The organism is Caulobacter sp. GW821-FHT10A10, from assembly GCF_059415745.1.
Map to the genome: position 1 here is coordinate 19,937 of NZ_JBWKNV010000005.1, position 18,647 is coordinate 38,583.

An 18,647-nucleotide genomic window follows, 5' to 3' on the forward strand; every position below is an offset into this window, starting at 1 on the left:
CCGCCGCCGCGCCCAGACGAGCCTTCGCAAGGGAGTTCCGATGACTGCTGTCCAGACTGCCACCCCCTCCCCCGCCACGCGCTTCACCGTGCGGGCCTCGGAGATCCCGATCGGCGTCGTCGCCGAGCAGCTCGGCCTCACCTTGCGCGCCATCCGCCACTACGAGGAGATGGGCCTGATCGCCTGCGGGCGCGGGCCGAAGAACGTCCGCACCCTGGGCCAGGCGGCGCGGGCGCGGCTGGCGGCGATCGCCGACCTCAAGGCCCTGGGCCTGCCGATCTCGGAGATCGCCGAACTGCTGGGCGAGGACGGGGCGTGCCCGGACCGGCTGAAGGCGCGGCTGCGGGCTCAGCTGGAGGCGCTGGACGCGCGGCGGACAGCGATCGCGGGGTATCTGACCAACCTCTGATCCCTCTCCCCTTGCGGGAGAGGGTGGCCCGCGTAGCGGGTCGGGTGAGGGGTCGATAGCCCTGTCGGCTGCATGCAGCGGTACGGCCGGGTGCGGCGTCGGATTTTTGAGAGACCCCTCATCCGACGGCCTTCGGCCGCCACCTTCTCCCGCAAGGGGAGAAGGACCGTAATCAGCCCCGCACCAGTTCGCGCATCGCCTTGTCGAGCCCGTCGATGGTCAGCGGGAACATGCGGTCGTTCATCAGTTGCTTCATGACGCCGATCGACTGGGTGTAGTCCCAGTGGCGTTCGGGCGTGGGGTTCAGCCAGATGCAGCTCTGGTAGATGTCGGTGACCCGGCTCATCCAGATGGCGCCGGGCTCCTCGTTCCAGTGCTCGACGCTGCCGCCCGGATAGGTGATCTCGTAGGGGCTCATGGTCGCGTCGCCGACGAAGATCACCTTGTAGTCGGCCGGGAACTTGTGGAGCACCTCCCAGGTCGGGACCTTCTCGGTGTGCCGGCGCTTGTTGTCCTTCCACACGCCTTCGTAGAGGCAGTTGTGGAAGTAGTAGAATTCCAGGTTCTTGAACTCGGTCTTGGCGGCGCTGAACAGCTCCTCGCAGAGCTTGATGTGGCCGTCCATCGAGCCGCCGATGTCGAAGAAGATCAGCACCTTGATGGCGTTGCGACGCTCGGGGCGCAGCTGGATGTCGAGATAGCCCTTCTCGGCCGTGCCGCGAATGGTGCCGGGCAGGTCGAGCTCCTCGGCCGCGCCGGTGCGGGCGAACTTGCGCAAGCGCCGTAGCGCGACCTTGATGTTACGGGTGCCCAGTTCGACGCTGTCGTCGAGGTTCTTGTACTCGCGCTTGTCCCAGACCTTCACGGCCCGGCCGTGGCGGCCCTTGTCCTGGCCGATGCGCACGCCTTCGGGATTGTAGCCGTTGTTGCCGAAGGGACTGGTGCCGCCCGAGCCGATCCACTTGTTGCCGCCCTGGTGGCGTTCCTTCTGCTCGGCCAGGCGCTCGCGCAGGGTCTCCATCAGCTTCTCGAAGCCGCCCAAGGCCTCGATCTGGGCCTTTTCCTCGTCGGTGAGGAACTTCTCGGTCAGGGCCTTCAGCCACTCTTCCGGAATATCGGCCGTGATCCCCTCGCCCACCGTCTCCAGCCCCTTGAAGACATGGCCGAACACGCGGTCGAACTTGTCGAGGTTCTTCTCGTCCTTCACCAGGCTGGCGCGCGACAGGAAGTAGAAGTCGTCGATCGAGCGGTCGATGACGCCCTTGTCCAGGGCCTCCATCAGCAGGAGGTATTCGCGCAAGCTGACCGGCACCTTGGCCTGGCGCAGCTCGGAGAAGAAACGGAGGAACATCGGCGGCTTCTTGCTGCGGGGTCTCGAACGTCTGTTTGGCAGAATGGGCCGATCCCTGTCCGGACGCAACGGCGAGCGCCAGGGACCCGGGTTATCCACTCTTTCCTTGAGCCGGCGGCCGGCCGGGCGTAACTGGCGCCTCGTGTCCGATCCCGCTTCAGACCCGCGCCAGGCGCCCTCCGTCGAAACCGAAGCGCCCGATCCGTCCCCCTGGACCACCCGGCTCGTCTCCCTAGCCGTCGCCAGCGCGCTCTTGATGGAGTTCATCGACTCCACGGCGCTGTCGACCGCCCTGCCCCGCCTGGCCCAGGCCTTCTCGGCCGACCCGATCCACCTGAAGCTGGCCCTGACCTCGTACATCCTGGCCCTGGCGGTGTTCACCCCGGCCAGCGGCTGGGCGGCACAGCGCTATGGCGCGCGGCGGGTGTTCCTACTGGCCATGCTGGTGTTCCTGGGCGGCTCGGCCCTGTGCGGCCTGTCGCAGAGCCTGGCCCAGCTGGTCGGGGCGCGGGTGATCCAGGGGATCGGCGGGGCGATGATGACCCCGGTGGCGCGGCTGATCGTCGTCAGCTCCACGCCCAAGGACAAGCTGATCAGCGCCATGGGCTGGTTCACCATGCCGGCCATGATCGGACCGCTGATCGGACCACCGATCGCCGGCTTCGTGCTGTCGATCGCCGATTGGCCGTGGATCTTCTACCTGAACCTGCCGATCGGTCTGGTCGGGGCGATCGCCGTGCGCCGCTTCGTGCCCAAGGGCGCGCCCGACCGAGAGGCCGGCCGTTTCGACACGCCGGGCTTCGTGATGAGCGCCATCGCCCTGTCGGGCCTGATCGGCCTGGCCGAGACCGCCGGCCTGCCGCTGCTGCCGCCGCTGGTGCAGCTGGCCCTGCTGGTGGTGTCGCTGGGCGCGGGCTGGCTCTATCTGCGGCGCTGCAAGATGGTGAGCCGGCCGATCCTCGATCTCACCCTGCTGCGTTTCCCGACCTATCGGGCCAGCCTGCTGGGCGGCGCCTTCGTGCGGCTGGGGATCGGGGCCAGCCCGTTCCTGATGCCCCTCTTGCTGCAGGTGGCCCTGGGCTGGAGCCCGCTGAAGGCCAGCGCCGTGACCATCGCCACGGGCGCCGGCGTGCTGGTCGCCCGGCCGTTCGCCAGCGCCCTGCTCAAGCGCTACGGCTTCCGCTCGGCCCTGGCGGTGTTCGTCGTGGCCACGGCGATCATGACCGCTGTTCCGGGCCTCTTCACGGCCTCGACGCCGATGTGGCTGATGATCGGGCTGCTGCTGGTCGGCGGCTTCGCGCGGTCCAGCCAGTTCATCGCCGCCAACACCATCGCCTATGCCGACGTGCCCCAGCCGCGCGTGGCGGCGGCCTCGACCCTGGCGGCGGTCAGCCAGCAGGTGGGTCTGGCCCTGGGCGTCAGCTTCGGCGGCCTGATGCTGCACCTGACCCGCGACGTCGGCGCCGGCGGCCTGACCCCGGCCAGCTTCACCCTGCCGTTCGCGGCGATCGGGCTGGTGACCCTGCTGGCGCTGCCGGTCTATCTGCGGCTGGACAAGGACGCGGGGGCGAGTTTGAGCGGGCGCTGATCCCTCTCCCCTTGCGGGAGAGGATGGCCCGCGAAGCGGGTCGGGTGAGGGGTCGCACGTACGAAAAACGCCGCGAAAGCCGATCAGCTTTCGCGGCGTTTGATTTCTGAGAGACCCCTCATCCGACGGTCTTCGACCGCCACCTTCTCCCGCAAGGGGAGAAGGATCAGGGACGCGCCGCCGCGATGCGCGCGCGGGCGATCTCGTCGGCGACGAGGTTGGCGGGACGGCCTTCGGCCTTCGATTGGTCGAGCACCTCGGCCAGGGTCAGGGCCAGGCGGTCGAGCTTGGTGGCCACCCAGTCCGGATCGAAGGCGCCGCCGGCTTCCAGGGCGCGGATCTCGGCGGCGACGTTGATGATGCCGCCGCCGTTGATGACGTAGTCCGGGGCGTAGAGGATGCCGCGGTCGAACACGGTCTGGCCGATCAGGGCGTCGGCCAGCTGGTTGTTGGCGCCGCCGGCGATGACCTTGACCTTCAGGCGCGGCAGGGTCGTCGCCGAGATCGCGCCGCCCAGAGCGCAAGGCGCGAACACGTCGGCCTCGACGTCGAAGATGGCGTCGGTCGAGACGATCTCGGCGCCCGTCTTGGCCGCCACCTCGTTGAGGGCGGCCTGGTTGACGTCGGCGATGATCAGCTCGGCCCCGGCCGCGTGCAGCTTCTCGGCCAGGTAGGCGCCGACATGGCCGACGCCCTGGATGGCCACCTTCACGCCCTTGAGGTCGCGGCCCAGGGCGCGCTCGACGCACAGGCGCACGCCGCGGAACACGCCCTCGGCGGTGACCGGCGACGGGTCGCCCGAGGCGGCCGCGTGACCTTCCAGGCCGGCGACGTAGCGGGTGGTCTTGCGGGTGCTCTCCAGGTCGGTCGGCGAAACGCCGACGTCCTCGGCCGTCCAGTAGGAACCGCCCAGGCTGTCGACCGCGCGGCCGAAGGCCTCGAACAGTTCCGGCGTCTTCTGGCTGCGGCTATCGCCGATGATCACGGCCTTGCCGCCGCCGAAGTCGAGATCGGCCATGGCGTTCTTGTAGGACATGCCGCGCGACAGGCGCAGGGCGTCGGTCAGGGCCGCTTCGCTGCTGGCGTAGTCCCACATGCGGCAGCCGCCGGCGGCCGGGCCGCGCGCGGTCGAGTGGACGGCGATGATCGACTTGAGGCCGGTCTTCTCGTCGTAGAACGAGTGGACGCCTTCGTGCCCTTCGAAATCGGGAAGATCGAACAAGGTCATGCCGTGCCTCAGCCGGAAAACAATGCGCGGGGGTGTACGCTCCTCCCGGCTTTGCCGCAAGGATCACTTCATCGGCTTATCGTCGCATATGCCGATGATCGTTCTTTTCGCACTGCAATACGCCGGACGTTCAACTAGCGTCCGGCAGGAACGCCCTGAACTTTGACCACATTCGGCGCGGTCGGCGCGCCCGGGATCGGCGGCGCACCCGACGGCAGGTCGGCCTGGGGATCCTTGAGGAAGGCCGCCGCGTCGCGCCAGACGACCTCGGCCTGCTTGTCGACCAGAAGAAGATGGTAGCCGTTGACGTAGAACGCCGAACGATCGTCGGGCTTCAGTCGGCGGGCGGCCTGCTGCGTCGGCTCGTCGGGGATGATCTCGTCGTGCTCGCCGTAGAAATAGGCCACCGGAACCTTCACCTTGCCCAGCGACGCCCAAGCCCGCTCCATCAGCCCGACCAGGCCGTAGAGGGTGTCGGAGCGCGCGCCCCAGATCATCAGCGGATCGCGGCCCATGCGGCGCAGCTCGTCGATGTTGTCGGTGGGCTGGACCTTGGAGACCAGCCATTCGGGCGGCTTGACCACCCAGCTGCGGGCGGTGTGGGCGGTGATCCACAGGCTGGTCTTGTAGGGCAGCGGCTGGTTCGACCAGCCCCAGACGGCGGGAGCGAACAGCAGGAGGCTGTCGGCGGCCGGCGGGTTGTCGGTCGCCATGGCGGCGATGGCCAGGCCCCCGCCCATGCTGACCCCGGCCAGCGAGACCTTGGCCTCGGGATGGGCCTCGCGCACCAGGGCGACCAGGGTGCGGACATCCTCGATCATCAGGTCGGTCGAGGCCCAGACGCCTCGGGCCGGCGAGCGGCCGAAACCGCGCAGGTCGAGCGCGTAGGTGGCTATCCCCTGCTGCGCCCACCACGGCGCGGCCAGGTGATAGGCGTTGGAATAGTCGTTCATGCCGTGCAGGCCGACGACCACGTGAGTGGGCGCGCCGCCTTCGGGCAGCCAGCGCTTGATGCCGAGTTTGGCGCCGTCGAAGCTGACCAGCCAGTCGTCTTCCAGGCGGGCGCCGCGCAGGCCGAGCGGGGCCAGGTCGGGGCGCTGGGTGATCGGGGCGCAGGCGGCGGCGAGGCCGGCGGCCCCGACGGTGAGGAGAAGGCTCCGGCGGTTCATGGTTGCAACATGCCCGCGACACGGCGGCGAAGATAGGGCGTCACCTCGTCCTCGAACCAGGGATTGCGCTTGAGCCAGGCGGTGTTGCGCCATGACGGGTGCGGCAGGGGCAGAACGCCGTACCCGACATATTCGCTCCAGGCGGCCACCGTCTCGGTCATGGTCGGCTTCATGGCGTCGCCCAGCGCCCAGGCCTGGGCGTAGCTTCCCACCAGCAGGGTCAGTTCGACCTTGCGCAGCAGGGCCAGCAGATCCTTGCGCCACAGCTGCGCGCAGCGGGGCGGCGGCGGGTAGTCGCCGCCCTTGGGATTGGTCCCCGGAAAGCAGAAGGCCATGGCCGCCACGCCGATCTCGGGCCGGCCATAGAAGGTCTCGCGGTCGATCCCCATCCAGTCGCGCAGGCGGTTGCCGGACGGGTCGTTGAACGGCAGGCCGGTCTCGTGCACCAGCCTTCCCGGCGCCTGGCCGCAGATCAGCAGGCGCGCCCCCTCGCCCACTCGCACGACAGGCCGAGGCTCGGGCAGCTCGCCGGCGCAGGCCCGGCAGGCGCGGATCTCGGAAAGCAGGGTGTCGAGCGGCATGGTCCCGCAGTTAGGCGGCCGCCGGTCCCACGCCAAGAGCGTGCGGCCTTACGACCTGGCCACCGGAAAATGGAAGGGCACGGCGATGAACTTGCCGGGCGCGTCGAAAGCAAGGGCCAGATCGAGCCGCAAGGCGCCGACGAGCGGACCCGAGGTCGGATTGTTGCTCGCGTCGCAGGTGACCTCGAAAGCCTCCTGGGCCGTCGCCCCGAACAGCCAGCCTTCCTGCCAGAAACGGGTCAGAAACGCCGTCGCCTGCGCCTTCGCGTCGACCATCATCGCGTCCGACAGCGGCTGGGTCGCCGTCCAGTGCAGCATGGCCTTCAGGTTGCCCTCGATCGCCCGCAGCAGGCGCAGCCGATCCGGCTTCTGGCCGGCGGCGAAAGAGAGCGCCTCCTCGTCGGTGAGGAGGTCGGGTGGCGACGGGTTGGACATGACGGCTGGCTCTCCCCGCGCTTGCCGCTCAATCTCCGCTGGCAAGCGCGGCTTGGCAAGCGGTCAGGCCGCGGTCGGGGCCGCGAATATGGCCAGCAGGCCCTCTTCCCTGGCGATCAACTCGGCGAACGAAGGCCGGGCCAGGATCGCGTCGGTATAGGCCTTGGTGCGCGGCCAGCGCGACAGGTCCAGCGCCAGGTGGCGCAGGTTGGCGAAGGGGCTGGCCACGGCGAGGTCGGCCAGGGTCAGGCGGCCCTCCAGCAGGAAGCCGCCGGCGTCGGGCACGATGGTTTCCAGATAGTCGAGCACCGGCGGCAGTTCCTCGGCCTCGGCCTTGGCGGCCACGGCCTCGTCGCCGGGCTTGCGCATGAAGCGCGGGGCTACGATGCGGTTGAAGAAGATCTTGCCGCCGGCCGCCACCAGGATGGTGTCGGCGTATTCCTCGAACCATACCGCCCGGGCGCGAGCGCGCGGCTCGGCCGGGATCAGGTTGGGCTCCGGATGCAGGGCTTCGAGATAGGTGATGATCGCCGTGGAGTCCGAGATGCGGAAGTCGCCGTCCTGGAAGGCAGGGATCTTCCTGAACGGGCTGCACTCGGCGAAGTCGGGATCGAGGGTCCCTGGCGGCGACACCCGGTTCTCGAGCACGAGACCCTTCTCGGCCCCGAAGGCCAGGGTCTTGCGGACGTAGGGAGAAAGCGACGAGCCGAAGACGATCATAACGAACCTCCCGATATATTTGAGAGGCTCATAGGTTCATCGAACCCGTTGCATTTCAAGACCCACTCACCGGCGACGCCGGGGCGGGTCCTGAAGCGGCTCAGGCCTCGGCGTCGTCGGCGCCGTCGTCGGCCACATCCGGGAAGCTGGTCGGGTCGCCTTCCAGCGGCAGGCGCAGGCGATAGACGCCCCGGAACTTCTCGGGATTGGCCGGCTTGTTGTGGCGCAGGATGACGATCTTGCCTTCCTTGGCCAGTTCGACGGCGTCGGTGCGGACGTGGCCGAGCAGCCGCTGCCAGCGCTCGGGCTGGATGGCCTTGGCCACCGACATCGGGTCGATGGACTTGCCGGCCGGCAGATCGGCCAGCTGCGAAAGGATGGTGTCTTGAATCGGGGTGGTCATTTGCTCGGCTCTAGCACCGACCAGTTTCCGTGGCGATAAAGGAAAATCGTCGTCGAGAAGACCTCGGGCTCGCTCTCGCTGACCTTCACGAACCGCCTGACCAGCGAAAGCCTGGCCGGATCGCCCGCGTCGGCCAACAACAGCATGTTGCGCTGGAGGAAGACGACAGCCGCCTCGTCCTTGATCCGGATGCCCTGTGCGGCCCAGCGCTCGGGCATCGACACCAGGTTAAGCGCAAGGTTCGCATCATCGGTGACGAGCCAGATTCCGGGCTCGAAGAGCTCGATCCTGAACGGACCTATCTTCTCGCTGGTGTTCCTGCGCGCCGCCGCCCAGGCGTCCGCGACCCCGACGTTAGCCTTCTTCAGCTCCTCCTGAGTAGCCAGCCGGAAGCTCTCGCCTTCGTCGATGGCCACGATCTCAATGAAGTCGCCGACCAGCGGCCTTGTGACCAACTCGCCGGCCTTCGCCGTCGCCAGGTAGTCCTCCGGCCGGATGAGGACGACCAACTTCGCCGGTTCAAGCGCGGCGCGCTTCGCCCCAGGAGCGACGACCCGCGTCCATTTGCCGATGATCGCCTCAAGCTCGTCGGGCGCGTTGCGATAGCTCTCATAGGCGTTGCCTAAAAACAGCGACAAAGCCTCGGCGCCCTTCGCCTTGGCCTGGCGAACCTTCAGCCCGTCCTCGCCGACCAGTTCGATGCGCAGAGTGGGGTCGGCCTTGAGGAGCGCCGCCCGCATCTCAAGCTGGAATTCCGACATCGGCATGATCATCGGCGCGTCCTGCGCGCATGCCGAAGTCGCCAGGATCATCGCCGCCAGACCGGCCGCGATCGCTCTACCCCACATTGCCACCCCTCTCGCCGAAGGCGAAGACCCTGCCCTAGTTCGCGTGATGCGGCCAGACGCCGGCTTGCTTCGGCGTCCGCCGGGGTCTTAGCTGAACAGCAAAACAACGAGAAAGTACGGGAGCGCAGGGCATGGACGGCGGCAACGAGATCGTCAGCGGGCCGATGCTGGTCGAGGACGGCGAGTGGGCGGGCTGGCGCACCTGGACCGGACAGGACCCCTTCGAGGACACGGCCGGGCCGTTCTATTTCCGCGAGGAGGACGGCAAGGTGCGCTGCGCCTTCCGGGCCGAGCCGCGCCACATGAACGGCGGCGGCTTCATGCACGGCGGCTGCATGCTGACCTTCGCCGACTTCTCGCTGTTCGCCATCGCCTGGCGCGAACTGGACAACGCCAAGGCCGTGACCGTGTCGCTGAACGGCGACTTCGTCGGCCCGGCCAAGCCCGGCGACCTGATCGAGGCCACCGGCGAGGTGGTGCGGGCCGGCGGCTCGATGATCTTCGTGCGCGGCCTGCTCAGCACCGGCGGCCAGCCGATGTTGAGCTTCTCGGGCGTGATCAAGAAGATCTGGACGATGGGCGGCGCCTAGCCGCCCGTCGAGCCCGTCCCTTCGGCCAAACGCTTGGCCTGGGCGACCCAGGCGTCGCGCTCGGCGCGGCCCTTTAGGCTGAGCAGCTTGTCGAAGCTTTCGAGCTCGTCGGCGCTCCAGTCGGCGATCTGGCGGAAGCGGGTGACGCCCAGCTCGGCCAGCGAGGCGGCCAGCTTGGGGCCGATGCCGACCAGCAGGGTCAGGTCGTCGGCGACGTCCTTGGTCGAGGCCAGGACCTTCGACGTGACGTCGTTGGCCGGCGCGACGACCTCTTCGACCACGATCTCGACCGGCTCGGCGATCGCTTCGACCACCGGCTCGGGCGCGACGTCGACGATGGCCTCGACCACCTCGACCGAGGCTTCGGCGAGCGCCACCGGGACCTCGGCGGCGGTCTCGACGATCTCGGCCGTGGCGGCGGCGACCGTCTCGACGATCGGCTCGACCTCGGCGACGGCGGCCTCGACCACTTCGGCGGGCGTGGCGATCAGGGCCGGGGCCGGCTCGTCGAACACGCCGCGCGACACCGGTTCGGGCGCCAGGGCGATCAGGGCCTCGATATTGACGGCCTCACGCCATCGGTTGGACCACCACCACCAGGTGGCGCCGGCGACCGCCGCGCCGCCGAACACCGCCCACAGGGGCGATGCGGCCCCGATGAGGAGGTTCGGCGCCGATGGTGTTTCGGGACTCTCGGAAGACAGGGGCAGGAAGGACGAGGAAGCCATGGCCGTTCACTCCGTCGATCGCGATTGTGCGGCGCAGCATAACACAGAACGCCGGTTCGCAAGCGCAAAAATGCTGCCCTAAGGGAAGCTTTAGAACAGCGCCCCGCAGGCCAGGCCCGCCAGCGTCATCACCCCCACCAGGACCAGGATCGGCAGCCGCAGGGCGAAGGTCAGGCCGCAGGCGAGGACGGTCAGGCCCAACGCGACGGGATCGAGGCTGAAGAGGTCGGGCAGCGTGGTGCGGAACGGCCCCCAGGCCGCCTCGTTCCCGCTGCGAAACAGCAAGTGAACGGCGAACCACAGGGCCAGGCTGGCGATCACCCCGACCACCGCCGCCCCCACCCACGACAGGGCCGCCGCCGCGCGGGCGTGGGTGCGCAGGCGCTCGACGAAAGGGCCGCCGGCGAAGATCCACAGGAACGACGGGGCGAAGGTGGCCCAGGCCGCCATCAGCCCGCCCAGGATCGCGGCGGGCCAGGCCAGGGCCGGGTCGGCGTCGCGCCAGGCGGCCACGAAGCCGACGAAGACGAAGGTCAGCACCAGCGGCCCCGGGGTGGTCTCGGCCAGACCCAGGCCGTCCAGCATCTGGCCGGGCGTCAGCCAGTTCAGCTCGCCCGCCACCTGGCCGACATAGGCCAGAGCCGCATAAGCTCCGCCGAAGCTGACCACCGCCAGGCCGCTGAACACCGCGCCGATCTGGGCCAGGGCCGAGCGCGGGGCCAGGGCGAAGGCCAGGGCCACCGGCGCCAGCCAGACGGCGAGACAGATCAGGGCCGCCCTGCCCGCGCCCTTCAGCGGCGCGTGCTCCGCCGAGACGTCGGGAGCGGCGTCGCGCGCACCGAGGAACCAGCCCGCCAGGCCGGCGAGTAGAATGACCAGCGGGAACGGCGCGATGGTGAAGCTCAGCGCCAGGAAGGCCAGGATCGCGGCGATCTTGCCCGCCCGCCCCCGCGCCGCCCGGCCGGCCATGCGGATCAGAGCCTGCAGCACCAGGGCGACCACCGCCGCCTTCAGGCCCAGCAGGGCCGGCGCGGCCCACGTCGCCTGGCCATGAACGACATAAAGCGCCGACAGGCCCAGCATCGCCGCCAGCCCGGGCAGCACGAACAGCAGCCCCGCCGCCAGGCCGCCGCGCACGCCGTGCAGCCGCCAGCCCAGCCAGGTCGCCAACTGCTGGGCCTCGGGTCCCGGCAGCAGCATGCAGAAACTCAGGGCGTGAGCGAAGCGATCCTCGTCGACCCAGCCGCGCTTCTCGACCACCTCGCGGTGCAGCAGGGCGATCTGCCCGGCCGGTCCGCCAAAACCCAGGCAGCCGACCTTCAGCCAGACGGCGCAGGCTTGACGGAGGCTGGGGGCCTGGCTCACGCGATCAGGCGCGCCAGACGCGGCCGGCCGCGCCCGCATCGCCCAGACGTTCGGCCAGGAAGCTCGTGATCTCGCGGACCTGCGGCTCGATCGCCGCCGGGGCGCCGACCAGCACCATGGCGCTGCCGTTCATCTTCATCGGGTCTCTCAGAGGCCGCAGGCGAAGCTCGGCGACTAGCGCGTCGTCCGTGACGTTTTCTAGCGCGCGGATGAAGGCGTCGAAGGTCTCCAGGTCCTTCAGCGGGGTCCAGATGGCCAGCACGGCGGCCGGATCGACCTTGCGCACGGCCCGCACCGTGGCCACGCACTGAGCGTAGTCGTCGGGCCGCTCGAACGGCGGATCGATCAGCACGAAGGTGCGTCCGCCGCGCCCGGCGCGGGCTTCGGCCGTGGCGTAGCCGTCGGCCTGCAGGGCCTGGGCGAAGGCGTAGGGACCCAGCACCTTGCGCAGCTGGTCGAAGTCGTCGTCGCGCAGTTCGCAGGCGGCGTAGCGGTCGCCGCGGCGCAAGGCGCGGGCGATCAGCAGCGGCGAGCCGGGATAGAGCGGCGCCTCGGCGTCGCCGACGTTCAGGTCCGCCACCGCCTTCAGCAGCGGCGCGAACGGCGCTGGGGCGTCGCCCTCGGCCAGCAGCCGCCCGATGCCGGCGGCGGCTTCCTTGGACTTCTGGGCCATGTCGCCCCGCAGGTCGTAGGCTCCGGCCCCGGCGTGGGTGTCGATCACCGCCAGCGGCGACTCGTCGGCGGTCAGCCCCGCGAGCAGGGCCAGCAGGATCGCGTGCTTCTGCAGGTCGGCGAAATTGCCGGCGTGGAAGGCGTGGCGGTAGTTCATCGAAGCTCCCCGGAACGGACGAACCGTCTACCACGTTGGCCGGGATTGGGTTGGGAGCGAACGCATGACCCGGCATTTTTCCGTCTTCGGCGCGCGGTGAGCGCCATGGCCCGCGACACCAGCGAGACCCCCGCCGCCGAAAAGACCCTGCTGGCCTATGTCAACGACCAGGAGCAGGGCCTGACCCGCCTGGGGAAACCCGGCCGGTTCTCCTACGCCGACGCCGACGGGCGGACGGTGAAGGACGAGGCCACGCTGGAGCGCATCCGCGCTCTGGTCATCCCGCCGGCCTGGACCAGCGTGTGGATCTGCCCCGATCCCAACGGCCACATCCAGGCGGTGGGTCGCGACCAGAAGGGCCGCAAGCAGTATCGCTATCACCCCGACTGGCGGGCCGACCGCGACGCCCGCAAGTACGAGCGCATGGCCGCCTTCGGCCGCGCCCTGCCCCGCTTGAGGAAACGCGTCGATAAGGACCTCGCCCGCCGAGGTCTGCCGCGCGAGAAGGTGCTGGCCGCCGTCGTGCGCCTGCTGGAACTGACCCTGATCCGGGTCGGCAACGACGAGTACGCCAAGACCAACAAGAGCTTTGGCCTGACGACCATGCAGAAGCGCCACCTGAAGCTGGCCGGCGGCGGGGCGGTGTTCGAGTTCAAGGGCAAGAGCGGCAAGGTGCACCACACCGGTTTCCGCGACCGGCGGCTGGCCCGCATCGTCGCCGCCTGCCAGGAACTGCGCGGCCAGCGCCTGTTCCAGTATCTCGACGAGGACGGCCAGCGCCGCTCGATCGAGAGCCACGACGTCAACGACTACATCCGCGCCGTGGCCGGCGAGGACTTCTCGGCCAAGGACTTCCGCACCTGGTACGGCTCGCTGGCGGCGCTGGAGGCGCTGAGCCTGCAGCCCGAGCCGGCCACGAAGACCGAGGCGAAGAAGGCGCTGAACCTCTGCATCAAGGCCGTGGCCGGCCTGTTGGGCAACACCCCCGCCGTCTGCCGGGCGGCCTACATCCATCCCCGCGTGCTGGAGGCCTTCGAAACCAGCGCCCTGCCCAAGCGACGGGCCAGTTCGGAACGGGCGCGGGAGCTGGCGTTGCTGAGACTGGTGGCCTGAGGTCCTTCTCCCGTTGCGGGAGAAGGTGGCGGCGAAGCCGACGGATGAGGGGTCTCTCAGACTCGAGACGCCTCACCCGGCCTGACAGCCCCACGCAACTTCGAGTTCTGAGAGACCCCTCACCCGACCTCGCTCTGCGAGGCCACCCTCTCCCGCAAGGGGAGAGGGATTAGGCTACCGATGCGCCGCCAGGGTCTTCTCCAACTCGTCGACCATGATCGCCTTCAGCCCCTCCGGCGAGACGATCTCGACCGCGTCGCCCCAGGTGAAGAGGTGCCAGGCCAGTTCCAGCATGCCGCTGGCCCGGAAGCTGACGGTGACCACGCCGTCCTCGCCCTGCTCCACCACCTGGTTGGAGTGGAAGCGCCAGCGCAGGGCGTCTTCGGCCCGCTCGGGCTTGATGCGCAGGACCACGTCCTCGATGTCGCCGTGATAGATGCCGAAGCTCTCGTCGGCGAAGGCCTGCAGCGAGAAATCGGCCGGCGGCGAGGCCGGCTTGTCCAGCGCCTGGACGTCGCTCATCCGATCGAGGCGGAAGGTGCGCGGCCGGGGACCGCCCCCCTCCAGCGAGACCAGATAGTTGCTACGGCCGAACAGGATGCCCAGCGGGGTCACCGTGCGGGTGCGCCCCGGCTGGCTGCCGCCGTCATAGCGGAACGACAGGGCCGTCAGCCCCTTCACCGCCGAGCGGATCTGCGCCAAAACGTTCTGGTCCTCGTGCGGACGCGGGCCGGCGTGGACGGCGATGGTCTCGGCCTGGACCAGGGCCTCGACGTCGGGCGCCACGCGCCGGCGGGCCGAGCCCTTCAGCGCCGACAGCAGCTTGCCCTCCAGGGCGTACAGCGCCGCGGCCCGGCCGTGGGCGCCGGCCGTCTGGTTGGAGTCGGCGGCCGTGCGCAGGGCCGCCAGTTCCTCGGCGGTGGGGGTCTGGAACAGGCTGTCCAGGCCCGAGGGGATGCGGAAGCGGCGGGTCGGCGGGTCCTCGATCGACTCCATCTGCGGAAAGGCCGCCCAGACGGCGTCGCGCATGCGCTCGGCCGTGCGCCGTCCCACCTCCATGGCCTGGGCCATCTCGTCGAGCGTCAACCCTTCGGAGGAACTGGCCAGCCGGCGGGCCAGGTCGAGCAGCTTCGTCGCCTTCTCATGTCTCATCCCGGTTCATTACGACCGTTTTTGACGCAACGCACGTGGAAAAGGAGTCATCGCAATTCGTTCGGAGAAACCGACATGAGCCGCCTCGCCTGCCAGCCCTGGCACGTTCGCCCGGTCAGCGCCGCGATGATCTCGGCCGTGCTGGCCTTCGCCGACATCCACCGCGACATGGGCGCGGGCCGCACGCTGATGCGCCTCAGCCCCGAGCGCGCGGCCAAGGCCGACGTGATCCTGCTGCTGGGCGCCGACGCCGAGCGGGCGACGGACCTGGGCCTGGTGTGGAACGACCGCGAGGATCAACTGATGCGGGTGGTCGACGACGCGGCCCTGCGCGAGACCCGCCTGGCGGCCTGGGAAGAGGCGTTCGACCTGTTCGACGCCGAAGAGCCTGCGCTGGAGCCGGCCCGCCTCTGCGCGTGACTCAAGGTCCGGGCGCGCACGCCAGGACAGTTTGAATCTTCGCGCGCGGAGACCCCGCCCGACACTTGGCCGCCGCGCCTTTCGCCAAGTTTCCAGAGTCCAGTCGCGGGCAGCCAAGAGTCTCGATGACTCGGGCTTGAAGGCCTGGCGATTCAGTCGCGCGGCTGCGTCAATCTAAGTTAACAGAAGCTTACAATGAACGCGCCGGTAACCGCGACATTTTCACTCAATGATAACGAGATTACGAAATATTGCAGGAGGGCAAAACGCCCTCCGGGGTCAAAATGACGCCGGACACCTCAAGAAGGAGTCTTCGTTATGGCGCTGAACAGCGTGAACACGAACTCGGGCGCGATGATCGCCCTGCAAAATCTGAACTCGACCAACAGCGACCTTCAGATCACTCAACAGCGCATCAACACCGGCAAGAAGATCGGTAGCGCCAAGGACAACGGCGCCATCTGGGCGACCGCCAAGAACCAGTCGGCCACCGCCTCGTCGATCAACGCCGTGAAGGACTCGCTGCAACGCGGCCAGTCCACCATCGACGTCGCCCTGGCCGCCGGCGACACCGTCACCGACCTCCTGGGCAAGATGAAGGAAAAGGCCCTGGCCGCTTCCGACACCTCGCTGAACACCGCTTCGTTCAACGCCCTGAAGTCGGACTTCAACTCGCTGCGCGACCAGATCACCAAGGCCGTCAGCAACGCCAAGTTCAACGGCGCCAGCATCATCGACGGCAAGACCGCCAAGCTGACCTACCTGGCCAACTCGGACGGTTCGGGCATCACGGTGAACTCCAAGACCCTGTCGCTGGCCGGCATCGGCCTCAGCGCCGGTACGTCGTTCACCGACGCGGCCGCGGCCAAGACGATGATCTCGACCATCGACACCGCCCTGCAGACGGCCACCAACAAGCTGGCCTCGCTGGGCACCAGCTCGACGGGCCTCGACACCCACCTGACCTTCGTCGGCAAGCTGCAAGACAGCCTCGACGCCGGCGTGGGCAACCTGGTCGACGCCGACCTGGCCAAGGAAAGCGCCAAGCTCCAAGCTCTGCAGACCAAGCAGCAGCTGGGCATCCAGGCGCTCTCTATCGCCAACCAGTCGTCGAGCTCGATCCTGAGCCTGTTCCGCTAAGCGGAACCGACGACCGCGACTACGAGGGGCGGGCCGCAAGGTCCGCCCCTTTTTCGTGGGCGTCGCCGCCTCTGGCGCTCTCCACGATCTCGCCTAAGCTGCGCAGGTCAGGGGGAAGCATGGACAGGTTGATCGGTCTGACGCGACGCGCGTGCTGCGGGCTCTTCATCGCCTTCGGCGCCCTCATGGTCAGCCGCTTCGTCGACAAGGCTCCCTATGTCGGCTCGCCCCAGATCGACTACGGCAACTTGAATCCGGACTGGCCGTTCTGGCCGCAGTTCGCGCTTGTTGCGCTCTATCTCGTTGTCGGCGGCGCGCTGCTGGCCGCCCTCGCGCTCCACGCCTGGAACGATGCCCCCGAAAGCCGCTCCCTGGCGCGCAGGACCCTGGCGGTCGGCCTCGGCTCCGCGCTTGTGATCGCCGCTCTTTCCTTCGCGCTGTTCGTCACCCTGGGTACGATGGGTCCCTTAGGCGTCGCCCAGCCCATCCTGCGCTTCGCCCTGACCAACGGCGCAATCTCGGGCCTGATCATCGCCCTAGCCTACGGTTTCGTGGGAAAGACGCCGAGGGGATCGCGCCGGATCGTCGCCTTCGCCGCCTGGGGCCTGGGATCGGCGGCATGCCTGATCACCTCGAACCTGGCCATCGCGCTCGCGGGAGGCCTGCCCGTCGCCCAGGCACAGGCCTTCGGCGCCTTGACGACGGCGTTCATCGCCCTGCTCGTCGGCCTCAGCGCGGCTCTCAGGAAGCCTGCCGTGACCGCCTGACGCCAGTTACCCGCGAACCGGCGCCGGCTCCAGCGCCTTGCCCATCCGCGCCAGCGGCACGTCGTAGCCCTTGGAGGTCGGGGCCGTGAACGGCTCGATCAGGCTGTACCCGCAGGCCTCGTACAGCGGCACGCCGCCCATGGTCGCGGCCATCTCGGCGCGGGAGAAGCCCTCGCCCGCCGCCGCCTGCTCGCAGGCCGCCAGGATCATCCGGCCGACGCCCTTCCGGGTGTGGTCGGGGTGGGTGTACATCGCCCGCACCCTTGCGGCGTCGCGGGTCGGATCCAGCATCGCCGCATCACGCCCGGCCGAGTGGTCGCCGCCGAACAGGGTGGCCCGCCGGCTCCAGCCGCCGCAGCCGGCGATATCGTCCCCGTCCTGGACGACGAAATAGGTGCCGTCGGCGATCAGCTGGCTGTCCAGGCCCATCACCTCGAACGACGCGGCCACGCCCTCCGGCGGCAGGAACGGCGTCAGCAGCTCGGCGATCGCCGCGTTCATCAGCACGGTCAGGGCGGGGATGTCCTCGGGCGTGGCGAGGCGAAGCGTCAGGCTGGTCATGCCTGCCGACATAGACGCCCCTCCTCCGCGGCGCGACGGCCGGCCCGAAAACTTTTTTCCGAAAAAGTTCATGACAACGTTGTCACGACGTCAGGAAGCGGCTATAGAGGTCTCAGCCCTTCTGGGCGTTTCCTCCCAATGACTCAGCCGCCTTCTTCTCCTGGAGGGCGGCTTTTCTTTTGGGCGAAAGCCTTCAGGGCACGCCGAGCAAAGGCTTCAGCGCGGCCACGGCGATCGGCACGGCCACCTTCTCGGCCACGCTCAAGGCCCACTTCCCCGCGCCCTTCAAGGCTCTCAGCGCGCCCTTCTCGTCGCCCTGCTGGGCCGCGGCCTGAGCGGTCGCCACCGCGCCGATCGCCACGTCCTCCTCCGCCGTTCCGGCCGCCTGGGCCTTCATCGCCGCGCGCAGCGCGTCCAGCTCCCGCGCCAGGGCTGGCAAGTCGAGAGGCGCGCCCTGCTGGATGCTGATGTCGCCCGTCGTGGCCCCCGCCCCCACCAGGACCGAGTTGTCGCCCGTCGAATAGGTGTGCTGCTGCCTCTGATCGACCATGACCGAAATCTCCTTGACCACCATCGACTGCGGCCGCCCGTCCCTCAGCATCTCCACCAGTCCCGCCCGGCCGCTGAGGCCCAGGATGCGGTTGGTGAAGGTGGTGAGGTCGGACAGGTCGCGCTTGATCTGGCGGGCCGCCTCGCCGGCGATCTCGCGCAGCGCCTCCAGGTCGGCCGGACCCTTCACCGTGTCCAGGGTCTGCGACAGCCGCCAGAGTTCGTCGCGGATCATCATGACAATCCGGCTTTCTCGGTCGTTGATCAGGTTGAACAGGCCGGCCCACTGGCCGCTGTCGCCCGGGCCGACCATGGCCTGCAATTCGTTTTCGTAGACATCCTTGAGCGTCCGCAGGCGGCTGCAGATCTCCTCGGCGTCGCGATAGTGGCTGATTTCCAGGATCTGCTCGGCCCGGCGCTGGAAGTCGCGGATCTCGCCGGCCGACAGCGCGTCGACGCCGACGTATTTCACGTCGATCAGCAGGGCCAGGACGTCACGATAGGCCTGGTCGACGACGTGGGCGACCTTGGTCAGGAAGGCCAGGATCCGAGCCGAGACCACGGGCGGCTGGTTCTGCACCGCCTCGAGCGCCACGCCTTCGAGATCGTCGACAATCCCCGAAAGTCCGCCCATGCCCACCTCCCGTCGCGAGCCACGAAACCACCGGCGACCGGGCAAATCAATCCAGACTTGTCTTTCT

At 68.9% G+C, this 18,647-nt stretch carries 21 protein-coding genes; 7 read left to right on the forward strand and 14 right to left on the reverse strand.

Annotation, left to right across the window (positions count from 1 at the left end; all coding sequences use genetic code 11):
- The first annotated feature begins 40 nt into the window (after positions 1 to 40).
- Positions 41 to 409: a MerR family transcriptional regulator gene (locus AC07NS_RS14370; RefSeq protein ID WP_494604264.1), complete on the forward strand. Its 369-nt coding sequence runs from the start codon at positions 41 to 43 to the stop codon at positions 407 to 409.
- Between the two features lie 172 nt (positions 410 to 581).
- Here the strand turns inward: AC07NS_RS14370 and AC07NS_RS14375 are convergent, their stop codons facing one another.
- A complete protein-coding gene (locus AC07NS_RS14375; protein ID WP_494604266.1) occupies positions 582 to 1,760 on the reverse strand; it encodes a vWA domain-containing protein in 1,179 nt (392 codons plus the stop codon).
- A 256-nt stretch (positions 1,761 to 2,016) separates the two neighbouring features.
- On the opposite strand from AC07NS_RS14375, the gene AC07NS_RS14380 reads away from it, so the two are divergent.
- Positions 2,017 to 3,348, forward strand: a complete 1,332-nt coding sequence (locus tag AC07NS_RS14380; RefSeq protein ID WP_494604268.1) for an MFS transporter — start codon at positions 2,017 to 2,019, stop codon at positions 3,346 to 3,348.
- A 166-nt stretch (positions 3,349 to 3,514) separates the two neighbouring features.
- Here AC07NS_RS14380 and AC07NS_RS14385 read toward each other — a convergent pair whose 3' ends face one another.
- From AC07NS_RS14385 to AC07NS_RS14415, 7 genes are all read right to left on the reverse strand, one after another.
- On the reverse strand, positions 3,515 to 4,576 hold the full coding sequence (locus AC07NS_RS14385; protein ID WP_494604269.1) for a Leu/Phe/Val dehydrogenase: 1,062 nt from the start codon (positions 4,574 to 4,576) through the stop codon (positions 3,515 to 3,517).
- Positions 4,577 to 4,710: 134 nt separating this feature from the next.
- Entirely contained in the window at positions 4,711 to 5,745 is a 1,035-nt protein-coding gene (locus AC07NS_RS14390; protein ID WP_494604271.1) for an alpha/beta hydrolase, read from the reverse strand.
- Entirely contained in the window at positions 5,742 to 6,326 is a 585-nt protein-coding gene (locus AC07NS_RS14395) for a uracil-DNA glycosylase family protein (RefSeq protein ID WP_494604273.1), read from the reverse strand. Before AC07NS_RS14395 ends, AC07NS_RS14390 begins: the two co-directional genes overlap by 4 nt.
- A gap of 48 nt (positions 6,327 to 6,374) precedes the next feature.
- Positions 6,375 to 6,761: a hypothetical protein gene (locus AC07NS_RS14400; RefSeq protein WP_494604275.1), complete on the reverse strand. Its 387-nt coding sequence runs from the start codon at positions 6,759 to 6,761 to the stop codon at positions 6,375 to 6,377.
- A gap of 63 nt (positions 6,762 to 6,824) precedes the next feature.
- Positions 6,825 to 7,481 (reverse strand): glutathione S-transferase family protein, encoded by a 657-nt coding sequence (locus tag AC07NS_RS14405; RefSeq protein ID WP_494604277.1) that lies wholly within the window; start codon positions 7,479 to 7,481, stop codon positions 6,825 to 6,827.
- Between the two features lie 100 nt (positions 7,482 to 7,581).
- Positions 7,582 to 7,884 (reverse strand): DUF3253 domain-containing protein, encoded by a 303-nt coding sequence (locus AC07NS_RS14410; protein WP_487291672.1) that lies wholly within the window; start codon positions 7,882 to 7,884, stop codon positions 7,582 to 7,584.
- Entirely contained in the window at positions 7,881 to 8,657 is a 777-nt protein-coding gene (locus AC07NS_RS14415) for a DUF1444 domain-containing protein (protein ID WP_494604279.1), read from the reverse strand. Before AC07NS_RS14415 ends, AC07NS_RS14410 begins: the two co-directional genes overlap by 4 nt.
- Positions 8,658 to 8,863: 206 nt before the next feature.
- Between AC07NS_RS14415 and AC07NS_RS14420 the strand changes: the two genes are divergently transcribed.
- A complete protein-coding gene (locus AC07NS_RS14420) occupies positions 8,864 to 9,322 on the forward strand; it encodes a PaaI family thioesterase (protein ID WP_494604281.1) in 459 nt (152 codons plus the stop codon).
- On the opposite strand, the gene phaH is transcribed toward AC07NS_RS14420, so the two are convergent.
- From phaH to rlmJ, 3 genes are all read right to left on the reverse strand, one after another.
- Complete coding sequence (gene phaH / locus AC07NS_RS14425; RefSeq protein WP_494604283.1) at positions 9,319 to 10,050, reverse strand: phasin PhaH; 732 nt, start codon at positions 10,048 to 10,050, stop codon at positions 9,319 to 9,321. The genes AC07NS_RS14420 and phaH overlap by 4 nt on opposite strands.
- A 90-nt stretch (positions 10,051 to 10,140) precedes the next feature.
- On the reverse strand, positions 10,141 to 11,415 hold the full coding sequence (chrA, locus tag AC07NS_RS14430; protein ID WP_494604285.1) for a chromate efflux transporter: 1,275 nt from the start codon (positions 11,413 to 11,415) through the stop codon (positions 10,141 to 10,143).
- A gap of 4 nt (positions 11,416 to 11,419) precedes the next feature.
- Complete coding sequence (gene rlmJ / locus AC07NS_RS14435) at positions 11,420 to 12,244, reverse strand: 23S rRNA (adenine(2030)-N(6))-methyltransferase RlmJ (protein WP_494604287.1); 825 nt, start codon at positions 12,242 to 12,244, stop codon at positions 11,420 to 11,422.
- Between the two features lie 105 nt (positions 12,245 to 12,349).
- Here rlmJ and AC07NS_RS14440 point away from each other — a divergent pair, with 105 nt between their 5' ends.
- Entirely contained in the window at positions 12,350 to 13,357 is a 1,008-nt protein-coding gene (locus AC07NS_RS14440) for a DNA topoisomerase IB (protein WP_494604289.1), read from the forward strand.
- Between the two features lie 174 nt (positions 13,358 to 13,531).
- Here AC07NS_RS14440 and AC07NS_RS14445 read toward each other — a convergent pair whose 3' ends face one another.
- On the reverse strand, positions 13,532 to 14,509 hold the full coding sequence (locus AC07NS_RS14445; protein WP_494604291.1) for a helix-turn-helix transcriptional regulator: 978 nt from the start codon (positions 14,507 to 14,509) through the stop codon (positions 13,532 to 13,534).
- Positions 14,510 to 14,584: 75 nt separating this feature from the next.
- Here AC07NS_RS14445 and AC07NS_RS14450 point away from each other — a divergent pair, with 75 nt between their 5' ends.
- The 3 genes from AC07NS_RS14450 to AC07NS_RS14460 all read left to right on the forward strand — a co-directional run bounded on the left by AC07NS_RS14450 (position 14,585) and on the right by AC07NS_RS14460 (position 16,836).
- A complete protein-coding gene (locus AC07NS_RS14450; RefSeq protein ID WP_494604293.1) occupies positions 14,585 to 14,929 on the forward strand; it encodes a hypothetical protein in 345 nt (114 codons plus the stop codon).
- Between the two features lie 318 nt (positions 14,930 to 15,247).
- A complete protein-coding gene (locus AC07NS_RS14455; RefSeq protein ID WP_487287583.1) occupies positions 15,248 to 16,069 on the forward strand; it encodes a flagellin in 822 nt (273 codons plus the stop codon).
- Between the two features lie 119 nt (positions 16,070 to 16,188).
- Positions 16,189 to 16,836, forward strand: coding sequence for a hypothetical protein (locus AC07NS_RS14460; protein ID WP_494604295.1), 648 nt, complete (start codon positions 16,189 to 16,191; stop codon positions 16,834 to 16,836).
- A 6-nt stretch (positions 16,837 to 16,842) separates the two neighbouring features.
- Here AC07NS_RS14460 and AC07NS_RS14465 read toward each other — a convergent pair whose 3' ends face one another.
- Entirely contained in the window at positions 16,843 to 17,409 is a 567-nt protein-coding gene (locus tag AC07NS_RS14465) for a GNAT family N-acetyltransferase (protein WP_494604297.1), read from the reverse strand.
- 181 nt (positions 17,410 to 17,590) lie between these two features.
- Positions 17,591 to 18,580, reverse strand: a complete 990-nt coding sequence (locus AC07NS_RS14470) for a hypothetical protein (RefSeq protein WP_494604299.1) — start codon at positions 18,578 to 18,580, stop codon at positions 17,591 to 17,593.
- Positions 18,581 to 18,647 lie beyond the last annotated feature (67 nt).